The 15526-nt window shown below is 55.2% G+C and carries 16 protein-coding genes; 4 read left to right on the forward strand and 12 right to left on the reverse strand.

The features are described 5' to 3' along the window. Positions 1 to 2: 2 nt before the first annotated feature. The 3 genes from dusB to ACZ5BI_RS06330 are packed head-to-tail and all read right to left on the reverse strand — an operon-like array spanning position 3 to position 3960. On the reverse strand, positions 3 to 1217 hold the full coding sequence (gene dusB / locus ACZ5BI_RS06320) for a tRNA dihydrouridine synthase DusB (RefSeq protein ID WP_316086644.1): 1215 nt from the start codon (positions 1215 to 1217) through the stop codon (positions 3 to 5). Then, positions 1207 to 2553: a YibE/F family protein gene (locus tag ACZ5BI_RS06325; RefSeq protein WP_464895885.1), complete on the reverse strand. Its 1347-nt coding sequence runs from the start codon at positions 2551 to 2553 to the stop codon at positions 1207 to 1209. The genes dusB and ACZ5BI_RS06325 overlap by 11 nt, the downstream gene beginning before the upstream one ends. Before the next feature lie 12 nt (positions 2554 to 2565). After that, on the reverse strand, positions 2566 to 3960 hold the full coding sequence (locus tag ACZ5BI_RS06330) for a glycine--tRNA ligase (RefSeq protein ID WP_464895886.1): 1395 nt from the start codon (positions 3958 to 3960) through the stop codon (positions 2566 to 2568). A gap of 242 nt (positions 3961 to 4202) precedes the next feature. Here ACZ5BI_RS06330 and ACZ5BI_RS06335 point away from each other — a divergent pair, with 242 nt between their 5' ends. The 3 genes from ACZ5BI_RS06335 to ACZ5BI_RS06345 are packed head-to-tail and all read left to right on the forward strand — an operon-like array spanning position 4203 to position 6909. After that, entirely contained in the window at positions 4203 to 5165 is a 963-nt protein-coding gene (locus ACZ5BI_RS06335) for a metal ABC transporter substrate-binding protein (RefSeq protein ID WP_464895887.1), read from the forward strand. Continuing rightward, the gene (locus ACZ5BI_RS06340; RefSeq protein ID WP_464895888.1) at positions 5156 to 5893 is read left to right on the forward strand and encodes a metal ABC transporter ATP-binding protein; all 738 of its coding nucleotides are present in this window, start codon (positions 5156 to 5158) and stop codon (positions 5891 to 5893) included. The genes ACZ5BI_RS06335 and ACZ5BI_RS06340 overlap by 10 nt, the downstream gene beginning before the upstream one ends. After that, the gene (locus tag ACZ5BI_RS06345; protein WP_278605649.1) at positions 5890 to 6909 is read left to right on the forward strand and encodes a metal ABC transporter permease; all 1020 of its coding nucleotides are present in this window, start codon (positions 5890 to 5892) and stop codon (positions 6907 to 6909) included. Before ACZ5BI_RS06340 ends, ACZ5BI_RS06345 begins: the two co-directional genes overlap by 4 nt. Positions 6910 to 6938: 29 nt before the next feature. Here the strand turns inward: ACZ5BI_RS06345 and ACZ5BI_RS06350 are convergent, their stop codons facing one another. The 9 genes from ACZ5BI_RS06350 to ACZ5BI_RS06390 form a co-directional block, all read right to left on the reverse strand. Then, a complete protein-coding gene (locus tag ACZ5BI_RS06350) occupies positions 6939 to 7727 on the reverse strand; it encodes a hypothetical protein (RefSeq protein WP_464895889.1) in 789 nt (262 codons plus the stop codon). 1 nt (position 7728) lies between these two features. Further along, entirely contained in the window at positions 7729 to 8454 is a 726-nt protein-coding gene (priA, locus tag ACZ5BI_RS06355; protein ID WP_316077383.1) for a bifunctional 1-(5-phosphoribosyl)-5-((5-phosphoribosylamino)methylideneamino)imidazole-4-carboxamide isomerase/phosphoribosylanthranilate isomerase PriA, read from the reverse strand. A gap of 10 nt (positions 8455 to 8464) precedes the next feature. Next, positions 8465 to 9103 (reverse strand): imidazole glycerol phosphate synthase subunit HisH, encoded by a 639-nt coding sequence (hisH, locus tag ACZ5BI_RS06360; protein WP_278605646.1) that lies wholly within the window; start codon positions 9101 to 9103, stop codon positions 8465 to 8467. Continuing rightward, positions 9096 to 9863: a hypothetical protein gene (locus tag ACZ5BI_RS06365; protein WP_278605645.1), complete on the reverse strand. Its 768-nt coding sequence runs from the start codon at positions 9861 to 9863 to the stop codon at positions 9096 to 9098. The genes hisH and ACZ5BI_RS06365 overlap by 8 nt, the downstream gene beginning before the upstream one ends. Next, the gene (hisB, locus tag ACZ5BI_RS06370; RefSeq protein ID WP_278605644.1) at positions 9860 to 10459 is read right to left on the reverse strand and encodes an imidazoleglycerol-phosphate dehydratase HisB; all 600 of its coding nucleotides are present in this window, start codon (positions 10457 to 10459) and stop codon (positions 9860 to 9862) included. Before hisB ends, ACZ5BI_RS06365 begins: the two co-directional genes overlap by 4 nt. After that, on the reverse strand, positions 10456 to 11607 hold the full coding sequence (locus ACZ5BI_RS06375; protein ID WP_464895890.1) for a histidinol-phosphate transaminase: 1152 nt from the start codon (positions 11605 to 11607) through the stop codon (positions 10456 to 10458). The genes hisB and ACZ5BI_RS06375 overlap by 4 nt, the downstream gene beginning before the upstream one ends. A 104-nt stretch (positions 11608 to 11711) precedes the next feature. Then, the gene (locus ACZ5BI_RS06380; protein ID WP_464895891.1) at positions 11712 to 12962 is read right to left on the reverse strand and encodes a dicarboxylate/amino acid:cation symporter; all 1251 of its coding nucleotides are present in this window, start codon (positions 12960 to 12962) and stop codon (positions 11712 to 11714) included. A 17-nt stretch (positions 12963 to 12979) separates the two neighbouring features. Continuing rightward, positions 12980 to 14305 (reverse strand): histidinol dehydrogenase, encoded by a 1326-nt coding sequence (gene hisD, locus ACZ5BI_RS06385; RefSeq protein ID WP_464895892.1) that lies wholly within the window; start codon positions 14303 to 14305, stop codon positions 12980 to 12982. Between the two features lie 78 nt (positions 14306 to 14383). After that, the gene (locus ACZ5BI_RS06390) at positions 14384 to 15154 is read right to left on the reverse strand and encodes a hypothetical protein (RefSeq protein WP_316086629.1); all 771 of its coding nucleotides are present in this window, start codon (positions 15152 to 15154) and stop codon (positions 14384 to 14386) included. 79 nt (positions 15155 to 15233) lie between these two features. On the opposite strand from ACZ5BI_RS06390, the gene ACZ5BI_RS06395 reads away from it, so the two are divergent. Then, complete coding sequence (locus ACZ5BI_RS06395; RefSeq protein WP_278605802.1) at positions 15234 to 15458, forward strand: RNA-binding S4 domain-containing protein; 225 nt, start codon at positions 15234 to 15236, stop codon at positions 15456 to 15458. Positions 15459 to 15526: the final 68 nt, after the last annotated feature.

Below are 15526 nucleotides of genomic sequence, written 5' to 3' on the forward strand. Positions count from 1 at the left end.
GTTTAATATCCGCCCTGATCTAGAGAAGTATCGAGCTTGGCTGCCTGGAGGACGCGGGCAGCCGCCGCATCTACCTCTCGGGTAGCTAACCACCCTTCCGGCAAATGAGTTTTGCGGGGGTTACCTCGCCGCCCGCGTTTGCCCTCGGCGGCCGGGGGGTAAGGCAAAGACGGATCCAGGGTAGAAAACAATTGGTCTAGCTCTTGCAGACTATTAGCACTGGTGAGGGCGCGGCGGAAGTCACCTCCGACAGCGAAGCCTCTAAAATACCAACCCAAGTGTTTACGCATATCCCGTAGGGCACGTTCTTGGTTACCCATCCAAGAACTAAGCATCTGCGTGTGCCGCAGCGCCATTTCACATACCTGTCCCAGGTTAGGGCGAGCGCGATTAGCTGAGCCGTTAAGCGCACTGGCCAGGTCATAGAATAGCCACGGCCTCCCTTGGCAACCACGCCCAATCTCTACCCCCGCACAATCGGTTTGCGCCAGCATTGCTAGGGCGTCCTCGGCAGAAAAAATATCTCCGTTACCCCAAACCGGGATTTCTAAATCTTGTCGCAACTGGGCAATGGCTTGCCAATTGGCGCTGCCCGAATAGTATTGGTTAGCGCTGCGACCATGCAGCACCACGGCACTCGCCCCCACTTTTTGCGCCAGTTTGCCGGCTTCCCGATAGGTTTCGTGTTCGGCGTCGATCCCGATGCGGATCTTGGCGGTCACCGGCACAGGGGTATCGCGCGGAGAATCTTTTTCGCCGGCCTCAGCTCCAGCGACCACTGCCGCCACTATCTGTCCAAAACGCTCTATTTTCCAAGGTAGCGCCGCCCCGGCACCTTTGCGGGTCACTTTAGGCACCGGACACCCGAAGTTAATATCCAAGTGATCTGCCAGGCTCTGACGCACCAACATCCGGGCACCTTGATACATAGTTTCCGGGTCTACCCCGTGCAGCTGAACCGAACGAAAGGTCTCTTCCGGGTCTGGTTTGATCAAATCTAGAGTGCGCGAATTGCCTTCCACCAGGGCGCGGGCTGTAATCATTTCGCAAACATAGAGCCCACTGGCTGCTCCGCTCGTGGGGGTGATCCTTAAGTCCTTTAACGCCTGAACGGCCTGCTCACGACACAGGCGCCGAAAGGGAGCGTTAGTTACCCCCGCCATCGGCGCCAGGGCGATGGGGGTGCCAACCGTTACTTCCCCTAGTTTAGTTGGCATCCCGACCGCCTCCTTTAAGCGTTGTTGTTATCGTATCCTCCTCTACTAGATGCGCACCTACCTGCTCATCTAACTTTAGATTTTCCGCGGAAGCAGAGTGAGACCCCAGGGACGGGGAGGAAGTCCGCACAAATTTTACGAGGAAGGTCCCCACCGCCGTAGTGGCGGGAATCGCCAACACTAATCCGATCGAGGCCACCAGAGTGCGCACGATTTCCTCGGCAATCTGGGAAACTGTTAGCAGCTCCAGGAAAGGACGCTGCGATAACATCGCCAAAATCAAAGTTGGTAGCGCCGTGCCCACATAGGCGAAAGCCAGAGTGTAAACCGTAGACGCAATATGGTCACGCCCAATCCGCATCGCCCGTGAAAACAGTTTTCTTCGCGGCATTTGCGGATCAGTCTCATCAAGTTCCCAAACGGCAGAAGCCTGCGTAATGGTCACATCATTTAAAGCCCCCAAACCGGCTACCACGATCCCGCAAATAAATAACGAGGGCAGCCCCAGGGCGGGTAGCTGGGTACCCAAAATCAGGGCATCCTCGTCACTAGCTCCGCTTAGCCCAGCTGCCCGAGTACCGGCATAGGCGAGTAACACCGTCACTATCAGCCCTAAAAGCGTGCCCAAAAGCGCGGTAGTCGTGCGGATAGTAATCCCATGCGCTAAGTAGACCGAGAGGAACATTATCGCCCCTACCCCCACTAAGGTCACCAACATGGGCGGTTTTCCGGCCATTAGGGATGGGAGGATAAAGAATACGATTACCAGTGTCGAGGCCGCCAGCCCCAATAGCGCTAGGAAGCCACGTTTGCCTGCCACCGCTACCACGATGATCACATAGAGCAGCCCCATAATAGCTAAGGCGTTCCCCCGTTTTATATCGGTAAACAAGAACGGGGTACCAGTAGCCATGGCATCGGTGTCATAGATCATCCACACCGCGGTGCCGATTCGGATCGCAGATCTAGACTCTTCGGGAACTCTAACGGGGACAACCTTGCCCTTCCACTGTCCTTCCAGCACTTTTACGCACACCAAAGGTTGGCGTTCTGGTAAGCCATTAGTGGGATCAGCAGACCCTTTGGGCATTTTCAGTCCCGCAATCAGACATTTTTCCCCGTTCAAGCCCGTCACCTGACCGCTCAAACGGTTAGGTGCTTGCTCAGACCAATCCTGCTGGGCATCCCCTATAGGTTTCGGGCTGTAAAGAGCGAAAATACCGATAATAATCGCCAGAAAAACTGGTACTATCAGCGCGGTTAAAATGCGTCTAGCCCGACGTAGGGCTCGCGAGTCCGGGCGAGCTCTACGCGAAGAACTTAGGTGCTGATGCAAACGCGTCCTGCCTTAGCAGCCCACCAAGCGGGTCGCCAAGTAGGAGGTTAGCTCGCTGATCTTTACCCGTTCTTGCTCCATCGAGTCCCGTTCACGCACAGTCACGCACTGGTCATCACCGGATTGGAAGTCATAGGTGATACAGAACGGCGTGCCGATTTCATCCTGACGGCGATATCTGCGGCCAACCTGTCCTGCCTGGTCATACTCGATATTCCAGTTCGCCCGCAGTTCTTGGGCAATTTCTTGCGCCGGGCCGGTCAGTTCGTCTTTACGTGAAAGTGGCAACACCGCAGCCTTAACGGGAGCGAGGCGCGGATCTAGGCGCAGTACCGTCCGCTTGTCGACTCCTCCCTTGGCGTTGGGAGCTTCGTCCTCGTTATAGGCCTCTACCATGAAGGCCATTAGCGAGCGAGTAAGTCCCGCAGAGGGCTCTACCACGTAGGGCGTCCAGCGCTCACCTTTTGATTGATCAAAGTAATCCAAATTCTTGCCCGAAGCCTGCTGGTGAACACCCAGGTCATAGTCGGTACGGTTAGCGATCCCCTCAAGTTCGCCCCACTTCGATCCCTGGAAGCCGAAGGCATACTCGATATCGACAGTGCGCTTGGAGTAATGAGAAAGCTTTTCTTGCGGATGCTCATATAGGCGCAGGTTATCTTCGCTTATCCCCAAGTCCTGATACCAAGCTAGGCGTTCATCAATCCAGTACTGGTGCCATTGTTCATCGGTTCCCGGTTCTACGAAGAACTCTAGTTCCATCTGTTCGAACTCGCGGGTACGGAAAATAAAGTTTCCGGGGGTGATTTCGTTACGGAAAGATTTCCCGATCTGTCCGATCCCGAAGGGCGGTTTCATCCGGGCAGAGGACATCACATTCGCGAAGTTGATGAAAATACCTTGCGCGGTTTCTGGACGCAGGAAGTGCAATCCTTTTTCATCATCGACTGGCCCTAAGAAAGTCTTGAGTAGCCCGGAGAAGGCGCGCGGCTCCGTCCACTGTCCGCGTTTGCCGCAAGCCGGACAAGGAACATCCTCCATGGATACCTCATCAGCGGAGGGTAATTGATGTTTTTCCGCGTACGCTTCCTGCAGGTCATCTTCACGGTGACGGGTATGGCAAGCGGTGCATTCGATCAACGGGTCAGTAAAAGCCTTCAGATGCCCGGAGGCTTCCCAGACTTTTGGCGGCAAGATGACCGAAGAATCCAGGCCGACCACGTCGGAGCGTGAGCGCACTACCCGGTTCCACCACTGCCGTTTAATGTTTTCTTTCAGCTCTACCCCTAACGGGCCGTAATCCCAGGCAGAACGGGTTCCACCGTAGATTTCCCCACAGGGGTAAACAAAGCCGCGTCGCTTTGCTAGATTGATGACACTATCCAACTTCGAGGGCGTTTCAGCCACTGTATTTCTCCTTAAGCTCAACTTGCTGCGCCAAGGCGCTACCACCCCAGATTCTACCGGGTTGCCTACACTTTCCAGAACCGGAGCGCTAGAGCGTGACTTACAACTCTAAAAGCTAGATTAATCCGCCGAAAAATCCCAGAAATTTGCTTTTACCTGGAGTTTTTAGCACTCTAGGCTATCTTCGCGCACCTTGGTCTTGAGAACGGTTATCGTTTATATTATGAGCTATGCAGCAAAGAATGAAAAAAATAGTTTGCGCCGCAGCGATTGCCGCTCTAGCTCTGGGCGGATGTTCCACGAGCGCAAAAAGCGGGAAAGAGGACGGCGGGAAAGTCGAGGCCGTAGCCTCCTTTTACCCCCTGGCTTACGTAACCAGCCAAGTTGGTGGAGAGCAAGTGGACGTAACCAACCTGACGCCCTCGGGTGAAGCCCACGAAGTAGAGCTATCCGCGAAAGACCTCACCACCATCTCGCAGGCGGATGCCCTAATCTACCTATCGGGATTCCAAGCCGCCGTTGACGACGCGGTAAAGGAAGCAGCCCCGAAGAACACTTTGGATGTAGCCAAGGCCGCCAAGCTGAAGAAACTATCTGCCGAAGAAGCGGCGGAACACGAAGCAGAACACGAAGCAGAACACGATCACGAGGGCGAACATAAAGAAGCCGCTCACGACCATCATCACGGCGGTTTCGACCCTCACTTCTGGCTAGATCCTCAGCGGCTATCCCAAGTGGTACCGCAAGTAGTTGCCACCCTTACTCAGGCCGATCCGGATCATGGCGACACTTTCCAGAAAAACGGGAAAGCGCTGCAAGACAAACTAGCTGACCTGGATAAAAAATATCGCGCTGGCCTGAATAAATGCGCCACCCCTACCGCAGTTACCGCTCACGAAGCCTACGGCTATCTGGCAGATCGCTACGGATTCGAACAAGTAGGGGTAAAAGGGGTGGATCCGGAAGCGGAAACCTCGCTGACTCGCCTACAGGAAGTGGCAAATATTGCCAAGGACAAGAAAGTCAACGTATTGTTTTCGGAGAGCGCCCTCGGAGATAAAGACACTAAGACTTTAGCCGAGCAACTCGGGATCAAATCTGAAGTACTCGACCCCTTGGAAATCCAAGTAGATAAGAACCGAGATTACCTGCAGGCAATGCAGGATAACCTGGAAAAATTGAGCAAAGCGATGAAATGTCAGTAACTGAGACCAATACATCTCTACCTTTTAGGGCGACGGATTTATCCGTCGCCCTACAGGGCAATTTGATCCTGGAAAATATCAATTTGCAGATCACCCCCGGCACTACCGTGGCGCTGTGCGGGGAAAACGGCTCCGGAAAATCCACTTTGGTGCGCGCCGCAGTGGGACTGAATCCAGTCAGCTCGGGGAGCTTAGAGATTTTTGGTGCCCGAGTGGGCGATAAAAACTATGCGAAAGCCCTCGCAAAAGTGGGGTACGTTCCTCAACGCAAAAGCGCCCTCGGTACCGTTCCGGCTACTGCCCTAGAAGTAGTCCGCTCCGGGCTATTGCGAAAAGGACGAGTAGGCCCCAAACGCTCCGACCGGGAACGCGCCCGCCAGGCGCTAGCAAAAGTGGGGTTAGCCGGATCGGAGAACAAAAAGTTTCAGTTTATGTCGGGCGGCCAGCAGCAACGGGTTTTAATTGCCCGCGCCCTAGTGCGCGATCCGGAGTTTTTAATTATGGATGAGCCCTTGGCCGGGATTGACCGGCAAAGTGCAAAGAGTCTAGCTGCAACCATTGCGGAGGCAAAAACAGCCGGGAAGACTATGTTGATTGTGCTGCATGAACATGGATCCTTAGCTCCCTTGATCGACCGCACCATAACTTTAGTTTCCGGACAGATCGCCAGCGATAACCCCAGAGAGGCTCTGTCTCCGCTTCCGGGAGCAGAGGGGAACGAAGAATGATTACTGCCACCACCAGTATTTCTTACCCGGCTCTAGCTACCTCCAGCCTGCAACTTAGTTTCGCGCCCTCCCCTAGCCAGCTTGCGTCCTCCGCTAGCCGCGGCGCTCTCGCGCCCTTACCGAGCTTTGAAGCCGATTGGGCAAGTCTATTGGCCTCTCCTTTCTTTCTCCGTTCCCTAATCGTGGCCGTACTGGTGGGACTGAGCGCCCCCATTATCGGCACCTACCTGGTGCAACGCCGCCTGTCACTACTGGGAGATGGAATCGGACACGTAGCTCTTACCGGAGTGGCGCTAGGTTGGGTAGTTGGTAATCTAACGGAAATTGCGGGCGGAGATACTTTAGCGATCCCGGGGGCAGTTATCGCCTCAATCGCAGGCGCGGTGATTATTGAATTGGTACGTGCCAAAGGTGGAGCCAGCGGAGACGTGGCGATGGCTTTACTTTTTTATGGAGGGATCGCTTCCGGGGTGCTGGTCATTTCCCTGGCCGGGGGCACCACCAATCAACTAAATTCCTACCTATTTGGCTCAATCGCCGCCGTTTCTTGGTCAGACGTTTACCTGACGATCGCCCTGTCGCTGCTGATCCTAGTGTTTGGCCTGGGGATGCGCCGAGAACTTTTCTCTATCTGCAACGATGAGGAGTTCGCCCTCGCTTCCGGGATTCCGGTAAGGCTGCTGACCATCTGCTTAGCGGTAGTTAGCGCCCTGACGGTATCGACTGCGATGCGGGTAGTGGGAGTGCTCCTAGTTTCCGCGCTAATGATTGTGCCCGTAGCCATCACCCAAATTTATGCTCGCTCTTTCAGCGCCACTATGGGATGGGCAATGCTGCTGGGGGTAGTGATGTGTATTGCGGGGTTAGTCTTTTCTTACTTCACGGCCGCCGCCTCTGGATCGGCGATCGTGATGGGGCTGATAATCCTGTACGCACTGGCGGCAGCGCTGCGTCCCCTGGTATATCGCCGCCATCTTCAAACCCCGCAAGAACCCGCTGACTGTGGACATCATTAGTCCTGCCAGGTCAATACCTGGGATCTAAACTAGTTTCCACCTTGAGCCGGCACCGGAGTTACTTCCAATAAATCCGCTGCGGCCTCTAAAACATCTAAAGAATTTATTCCTGTTTGCAGCGCTTGAAAAGCTGCCACCAGCCCCGGGCGATTAGGGTCTACTGCTAGCAATAGTCGATCTGGCCCAGCGATTTGCGGAATAATTTCCCAATCGGCTCCCGGCAGCACCTGCCCGATTACCCGGGAGATTCCAGCCAGTAAAGCGGGATTCTCCCAGCTGGGAACCCAGGTATCTGCACAGGCCAAAGCATTTAGCAGTGGGCGCGGTAACAGGTAAGTTTCATCTAGCAGCATTCTTCCGGGAGAATCAAGCGCAGCAATAGCGAGGGCGCGGGCGCCCACTGGTAGCGGTCGTGGCAGATTCTCCGCGCCCGCCGAGGGGTCGAGTTTGCTCCCCAAACCCGCAGCCACGGCCTCATTCATAGCTGCAAGCGACGAATAAACGGGAACTGCCAGCGCAGCGGAGGTACCTTTTAGGTGAATCTGGGGCAGCTGCCCGCTGGGGCAATCGCCCTCCGAAGAGGCTGTATGGGGTAATACTGGCAAGATTACGCGTCCATCCCCTAAAGCCGCCGCTATTGCTACCAGGCGCTGCCTTAGACCGCTAAGCTTCAAAGCCGCGGCCATAGCCGGTTCTATCTCGCCTTTATCGGCGGAATTATTATTACGAGCCAGGGCACGTAAAATCGCGTTTTCTTGTTTGGCGGGCAGAGATTTGCTGCCGCTAGATTCCGCGTTGGCGCGGCCTGTAAGCTCCAAGCTAGGCTCTCCCGCTAGCAACCGCCAGGGCTTGTTCTATGGTGAACTGCCCGGAATAAAGCGCTTTGCCTACAATCGCGCCCTCCACCCCGATACCGGTGAGCTCGCGCAAAGTACGTAAATCATCCAGGGTGCTCACTCCCCCACTGGCTACCACTTTCGCGGAAGTTGCCTCGCACACTTCGCGCAGCAATTGGGTATTCGGGCCGGTCAAGGTGCCATCGCGCATTACATCGGTGACTACGTAGCGGGTGCAACCAGCCTCATCTAGCCGCGCAATCATGTCAAAGAGGTCACCGGCGTCTTTGGTCCAGCCATGAGTCGACAGCGTATGTCCGCGCACATCCAGCCCCACCGCAATCTGGTCACCGTATTTGGAGATCACCTGACAGGTCCACTCGGGGTTTTCAATCGCGGCGGTTCCTAGATTTACCCGGCGGGCTCCCGCCGAAAGTACCCGTTCTAAGGACTCGTCGTCACGGATCCCCCCGGATACTTCTACCTGCAGATTTACCTGTTCAACGATTTCTTGCACCACTTGGGTGTTATTCCCCCGCCCAAAGGCAGCGTCTAAATCCACCAGGTGTAGCCAGCGGGCTCCGGCCTCTTCGAATGTGCGGGCAGCTTCTAAGGGCACCCCATAAACTTTTTCGCTACCCGCTTTGCCTTGATGCAGGCGTACGGCTTGGCCAGAAACTATATCTACTGCCGGTAAAAGTTCTAGCATTTTTCTCCCCTTAGAAGCTTTGTGTCCAGTTACGAAGCAGTTCCATGCCGGCGTCGCCGGATTTTTCGGGATGGAACTGAGTAGCCGAAAGAGGACCGTTTTCAACCGCGGCGATAAAAGGGGTTCCGTGGGTGCCCCAAGAAAAAATCGGGGGTTTCATCCGCGAGGATTGCCGATAATGCCCGGAAGGATCAGCCGTTACCCCGTAGGAGTGCACGAAGTAAAAACGCTCATCTGCGATCCCGGAAAAAAGCTGCGAACCCTGCCCTACCTGGATTTTAGACCAGCCCATATGAGGCAGAATCGGGGCGCGTAGTTTTTCTACGATTCCTGGCCATTCCCCCATCCCGGCGGTGTCTTCGCCGTGCTCAAGGCCGCGTTCAAATAGTATTTGCATCCCCACACAGATTCCGAGCACCGGACGCCCGCCCGCTAAGCGCCGGTCAATTAGGGTGTCACCGCGGCGAGCATGCAGATCCTTCATCACTGCCGCAAATGCCCCTACCCCGGGAACCAGTAGCCCATCAGCTTCCAGACAGGTGGAAAAGTCACTGGTCAGTTCGACGTCGACCCCGACGCGTTTTAAGGCGTTAACCGCCGAGCGCACATTACCGGAGCCGTAGTCGAACACCGCTACCTGTTTAGTCACCGCCCTTAGCCTCCCGCTTATCGGGGTCTTCCCCGCGATTAGTGTCTTCTTGCAGTCCCCGTAATTGTCGCAACAAAATCCCCGGTAAATCGCGCAGGCGGGGAGGGCGAATCTCGGGATAATCTTCGGGGGAAGTTCGCCCGAGTAGCAGATCTTCTACCCGCTCATCAGCGCAAGAAACTAGCGGGCCGGCTGGAATAGTACGGTCAAACCGTCCGTCATAGTACACGCGCGCGGTAATCTGCCCCTGTACCCCCGGGTCATCATCGCGATCCGAACGCAAAGTAGAAACAAACAGCACTGCCCCATAGGGGGTAATTTTTGAAACCGCGAAGGCGAGTTCCTCCGCCTCTGGGCAAACTGGCCGCTCCTCCCCTAGGAGCGCTTCTAACTCATCATCGGGAGTAGGAGTCAGGCGTTTCCACACTACACACCCGGATTCGGTTTCCACGATCCGGGCATCAATCTCGTGAGCGGCCATCATCGTGGCTAGCGGTACTGCCTCTAGCAGGTTGGTGAGCACCAGCGCCACATCTCCGGCCTCCGGAGGGAGCGCCTCTAAATGCTGCCAGGCCTGCAGATCCTGGTCAACTTCTTCGCTGAACCCATCGAGCTCTTCCCCACTAATGCCCGATTGCGCGATTACCTGGTCAAAGTAATCCTCTGGCTTAGAGGAGGATTCATTATCGCCCGCCAAGTTTTCCTCGCGGGGTTCTTTATCGCGCGGATCCTCCTGATCGGGAAAGTTCGCGGCGTTCACAGCGCACCCTTAGTGGAAGGAATACCGCTAACCCGCGGATCGGTTTCTACCGCGCCTCGCAGTGCCCGCGCTACAGCTTTGAACTGTGCTTCTACAATATGGTGCGGGTCGCGCCCCGCAAGTACCTCCACATGTAGACAGATGCCGGCGTTATAGGCAAAAGACTCCCACACATGCCGGGTCATCGAACCGGTGAAATGTCCGCCAATCAGGTGATATTCCTGGCCAGCTGGCTCTCCGCGGTGCACACAGTAAGGGCGTCCCGCCACGTCAACCACTGCCCGCGCTAGCGCTTCATCCAGCGGTACGGTGGCATCAGCGAAACGGCGAATCCCCGCTTTATCCCCCAGAGCCTCGCGCAGAGCTATTCCCAGGCAAATAGCGGTATCTTCCACCGTGTGATGCACATCCACCTCAATATCGCCGCGAGCAGCAATATTCATATCGATCAAGGAATGCTTGGAAAGCGCGGTGAGCATATGGTCATAGAAAGGCACGCCGGTACTAATCTGACTTTTTCCAGTGCCATCTAGTTTTATTTCTACCGTGATATCTGATTCCGCGGTTTTCCGGGTGACTTTCCCGCTGCGGCTCATTTGGTTACCTCCTCGAATGCTTCACGAAATGCTTGATCTTCTGTGGCGGTGCCAATACTTACCCGCAAGAATCCTGCCGGACCTACCTCGCGGATCAACACCCCGCGCTCCAATAAATCACTGAACACTTGATGTCGATCCGGGAAGGGACCAAATAGCACAAAGTTAGCCTGGGTTTTAGGTACCGTGTAGCCTTTACCCTCTAGCCAGGACGCCAAGTTATCGCGGCGCTCACGCAACTGTGCTAACTGTTGGAGCTGTTCTTCGGCATGCCCCAAGGCCGCAATCGCCGCCGCCTGAGTAAGCGCAGACAGGTGATAGGGCAAACGCACCCGCATAATATCGGCGATTACTTCCTTGGCCGCCACCAGGTAGCCTAGGCGCAGCCCCGCCATCCCGAAGGATTTCGACATAGTACGGGATACCGCCAGGTGTGGGAATTTTTCTAAGAGGGCGAGGGCGCTGGGCTGATCCGGATCCCGGAACTCCCCGTAGGCCTCGTCAATTACCACCACGGTAGCAGTGGATCTACCGGAAATCACCGGCCCGGTTTCTTTAGCTTGCTGCAAAATCTGCACTAGTTCAGCTTGGCTACTGGCAGTCCCGGTCGGATTATTGGGATTCGCCAGCAGTAATACGCTAGGACGGACTTCTCGCAGTCCCTGAAACAGGGCAGCAACATCAATATTCCAATCACTTTGCCGGGGAACCGTCACATATTTCGAGTGTGCACCCCGCACATATTCCGGATACATCGAGTAGGAATAATCGGTTCCCAACACTGTGCGCCCAGGCCCCGCATAGGCTCCCAGCAGCTGCGACATCACTTCATTGGAGCCATTAGCAGCCCAGATTTGCTCTACCGGAAAATCCAGACCAGATTCGCGCTTTACATAGCCGCCTAGAGCTTTCCGCAGGGCAGTGAAATCCCGATCGGGGTAACGGTTGAGACCCGTCGCCGCTTCGCTAACCGCGCGAGAAATATCGGCGATCATCTTAGAACTGGGAGGATAGGGATTTTCGTTTACGTTTAACCGGGCAGCCACATCCAATTGCGGCGCCCCATACGGGGTTACCTGCACAAGTTCTTCCCGCAGCGGCAGCAAGGGAGCCTGTTCCATAAATAATCGTTCCTTTCTGGCTCCCATTCTAAAGGCAATACCCAGATAATGCTTTGCCCTCGCCGATTAGCTGATTTCGTTTTCTAAGGACGAAACCGACCAAAAACGGCGAGGGCAACATAGACACTTACTTAGTCAGAGGCCGAAACCATGGTTTCGGCGGTGGCCATGGCTTTACCTTTTTCATTACCCAGCGAGCCGCCCGCCAGCCTATTCACCACTATGGCGATCGCGCCATCCCCGGTCACGTTAGTGGCAGTACCGATCGAGTCAATTGCCACGTACAGCGCAACCATCAGCGAATACAGTTCGGGAGAGAATCCCAAGAAGCCCATTAAAACGCCTTGCGCAGCCGCGATTGCGCCGCCGGGAACCCCCGGTGCCGCCACCATGGTAATCCCCAAGATAATGATGGCCATTGCCATTTTGCCGAAGGAAATAGGCTGCCCCGTCATCTGCATAACTGCCAGAGCAAAAGCGGTGATTTTAACCGTGGAACCACCCAGGTGGATGGTGGCGCACAGCGGAATCGTGAAACCAGCGATTTCTTCGGAGACCCCGTTGTTGCGGGCACACTGATAGGTCACCGGAATAGTGGCTGCCGAAGAGGCAGTACCCAGCGCGGTGAAATAGGCTTTCGCCATCCTACCTAGCGCCGTAAAGGGGTTAATCTTCGCAATCGCACCTGCTATCGCATATTGGATTAGCAGTAGCACCACGGTCAGAATCACCGACACCAGAATCACTTTGATCATCACTTTGATAACCAAGGCAATCTGCCCCGAATAGGACATGTTTAGGAAGGTGCCGAAAATAAATAGTGGTAGCAGCGGAACAATCGCCCGTTTAATCATCAACATGGTAATGTCCCGGAACTCCGCGTAGGCGCGATGCAAAGTGGGAGTGTTCAGAGCCGCCATGCAAATACCAAGAATAAACGCCAAAATCAACGCACCGGTAACGTCTAGCACCGGGGTAATGTTCAGGTTATCGCCTAGCAGGGATCCTACCGCGTTCTTAGGTTCTTTTAGTTCAGGAGCCGATTCGGTCAGGATCCGCGGGAAAACCACCGACGCAATCCCGTAGGTGCCGAACCCCGCAAAAAGAGTTGAGCCGTAGGCGATCGCGACTGTGGCCAGCAGCCATTTACCGGCTCCCCGCCCCAGGTCTGCTAAAGCCGGCCCCACCAGCCCCAAAATGATCAAAGGAATACAAAAACTCAAGAATTTACCAAAAATATCGTTAAAAGTGGCGAAAGGAGAAATAAATCCTTTAGGAAGTCCCGGGATCAGACCGATCAACGCCCCGGCCACGATCGCCACCAACACCCAAAACAGCAGTTGTTTAAACACGCTGGGGATACGTTCTTTAGAGTCAGCCATACTTGTTCCTATCTTTTTTAACTAAATCGGCAGTTCACAGCTTCTTCGTGTGCCGGAAGATCTTCGGCGTCCGCAAAGGCAGTCAAGGGACGTGCCATGGTTTCTAGCGCGGCGCGCTGGTATTCAATTTGTTGCACCGGCTTGAGATACGCCATTACTGACAATCCACCCTCATAACGGGCAGTACCTCCGGTGGGGAGTACGTGATTGGAGCCTGCCAGGTAGTCTCCGAGGGGAACCGGGGTATAGGGACCGACAAAAATCGCGCCGGCGTTACGGATTTTTTCCGCTACTACCTTTGCTTCTACAGTATGAATCTCTAGATGTTCAGGCGCATAGGCATTGACTGCGGCAATCGCGCTATCGATATCGGCTACCAGCACGATTCCCGATTGGGATCCGCTTAGGGCTTGGCAAACCCGCTGCGAATGTTTAGTCCGCTGCGCGGCCGGAATAATCTCTTTTTCTACGGCACTAGCCAGCTGGGGCGAGTCAGTAAACAGCACGGAAGCAGCGTTAGGATCATGCTCGGCCTGCGAAATCATATCTGCCGCCACCAAGGTAGCATTGGCGCTTTGATCGGCGATAATTCCGATCTCCGTGGGGCCGGCTTCGGCATCTATTCCGCAAACTGCGCGCACTAGTCGTTTCGCAGCCGCCACATAAATATTCCCCGGTCCGGTAATCACATCTACTGGCTGGCAAAGCGGATCGGGATCTACGCCCTCTTCCCCGCTAGCCCCATAGGCAAACATGGCGATCGCTTGCGCCCCGCCCACCGCGTAAACCTCTTTAACTCCTAGCAGCTGACAGGCAGCTAAAATAGTGGGATGTACCTTACCCCCGAAACGAGTTTGCGGCGGGGAAGCTACTGCAATCTGGCTTACTCCGGCCTCCTGGGCGGTTACTACATTCATTATTACCGAGGACGGATAGACAGCTAACCCGCCAGGAACGTAAAGACCTACCCGCTCAACTGGGATCCAACGCTGCCTAACGATCCCGCCAGGCATTATTTCGGTCACTCGCTCACTGGGAACCTGAGCGCGATGACCGGCGCGATTGTGGGCGATAGAAATATCCATCGCTTCACGTACGGCAGGATCTAGCTGTTCCAACGCTTGGGCGAGCTCTTCTGCTGGCACGCGCAGATTCTTTGGCCTAACCCCATCGAACTGTTCAGAAAGCTCCCGCAGGGCAGCGGCTCCGCGCGTTTTCACGGCCTGCATAACGGGACGAATCTTTTCTGCCGCGTCCTCAATATTCATTTGGGCGCGAGGTAGCGCCTGCCGCAGTTCCATCCCGGTAGGCATGGTCGTGCGGAAATCAGTAATTGACAGCATGGGGATATGTTATTAGTTTTGCGAAAATAAACCGCAGACTAGTCCAGTAAATAAAACCTATTGACTTATATAATGAAATTACTTCCGGTGCTTCTTCTGCAAGTTACCCATTACCCAATCCCGGAAACCGCGATAGGTCAAGTACAGGAGTACCGCACTGACCAGCCACAGCACCCAGGGATACCAGCCAGGAATCGGGGACACCAGATATAGGGAGGCAGCTACCACGATCAGCCCAGCTAAGAAGCCACAAACCACCCCCAGCAGGGTGCTGGTAAGGAAGGCGTTCGACTTTTCTTGGGCGTCCCCTTGATACCAAGTCACCAGAATCAGGGCGATCACCATCGCGATCAGCGAACCGATCCGCAGCCACATCGACATTCCGAAACCGTTGAAAACCATTACTCCGGCCAAGGACAAGGCCATCAAGGCATCCAACCACCACGGTGTCAAGGCCTGCTGCTGCAAAGATTGCTGAATCTCTGCAGCAGAGACCCGGGAATCATCTTCCGCACTTACGCTTCCCGCACCGGTTTTAACCGGCACGGCGTCCTCATTCGCGGACGCGGGAAGCGGATTCTCACTGGCAGCCTGCGGAACCGTTGCCTCTTCAGAAAGCGGAGCTGTTTGCGCCTGCACAGGTTGCACCGGTGCTGCCGCCTGCGGGAACTGCTGATTATATTGGGGAACCTCTGGCGCCTTGGGTGCACTAGGAGCCGGGAAAGCCGGTTGCGGCTGGGATCCAACCGGCTGGCCGACCGGTTGTGCCTGCTCAGATCTTAGAAAAGGCCAGTTTGCTCCGCTTTGCTGGTCTCCTTGCGGGAATCCGTGCGGTTCGGGGTTGCTCATCTAGCTCCTCCAACGTGCGTCAATAAAGTCATACTGCTAACAGTTTAGTATCATTTATCGCGTGGCAGATAATAACAGCGTGTCTTTACCGACGATTCCAGTGCGAGGAACCATAAAGCTAGGACAGTTCCTGAAACTAGCGAACCTGGTAGAGGACGGCGCCGAGGCGCGCATGCTCATCCAAGCCGGTGAAGTAACGGTCAATGGCGAGGTAGAAACCCGACGTGGCAGTGCCCTCTCCCCTGGTGATATCGTGCAAATAGATCTGCCCACCGGTACTACCGGAGCCCAAGTCTCCCGTTAATCTTCCCCGCAGATGTCGGGTTGTGGCCGGTAAAAGCGCTCGGGGGACCCCAGTGAGCCTTGCTTCGC

The sequence above is a fragment of the Varibaculum sp. GTC20041 genome (assembly GCF_055387755.1).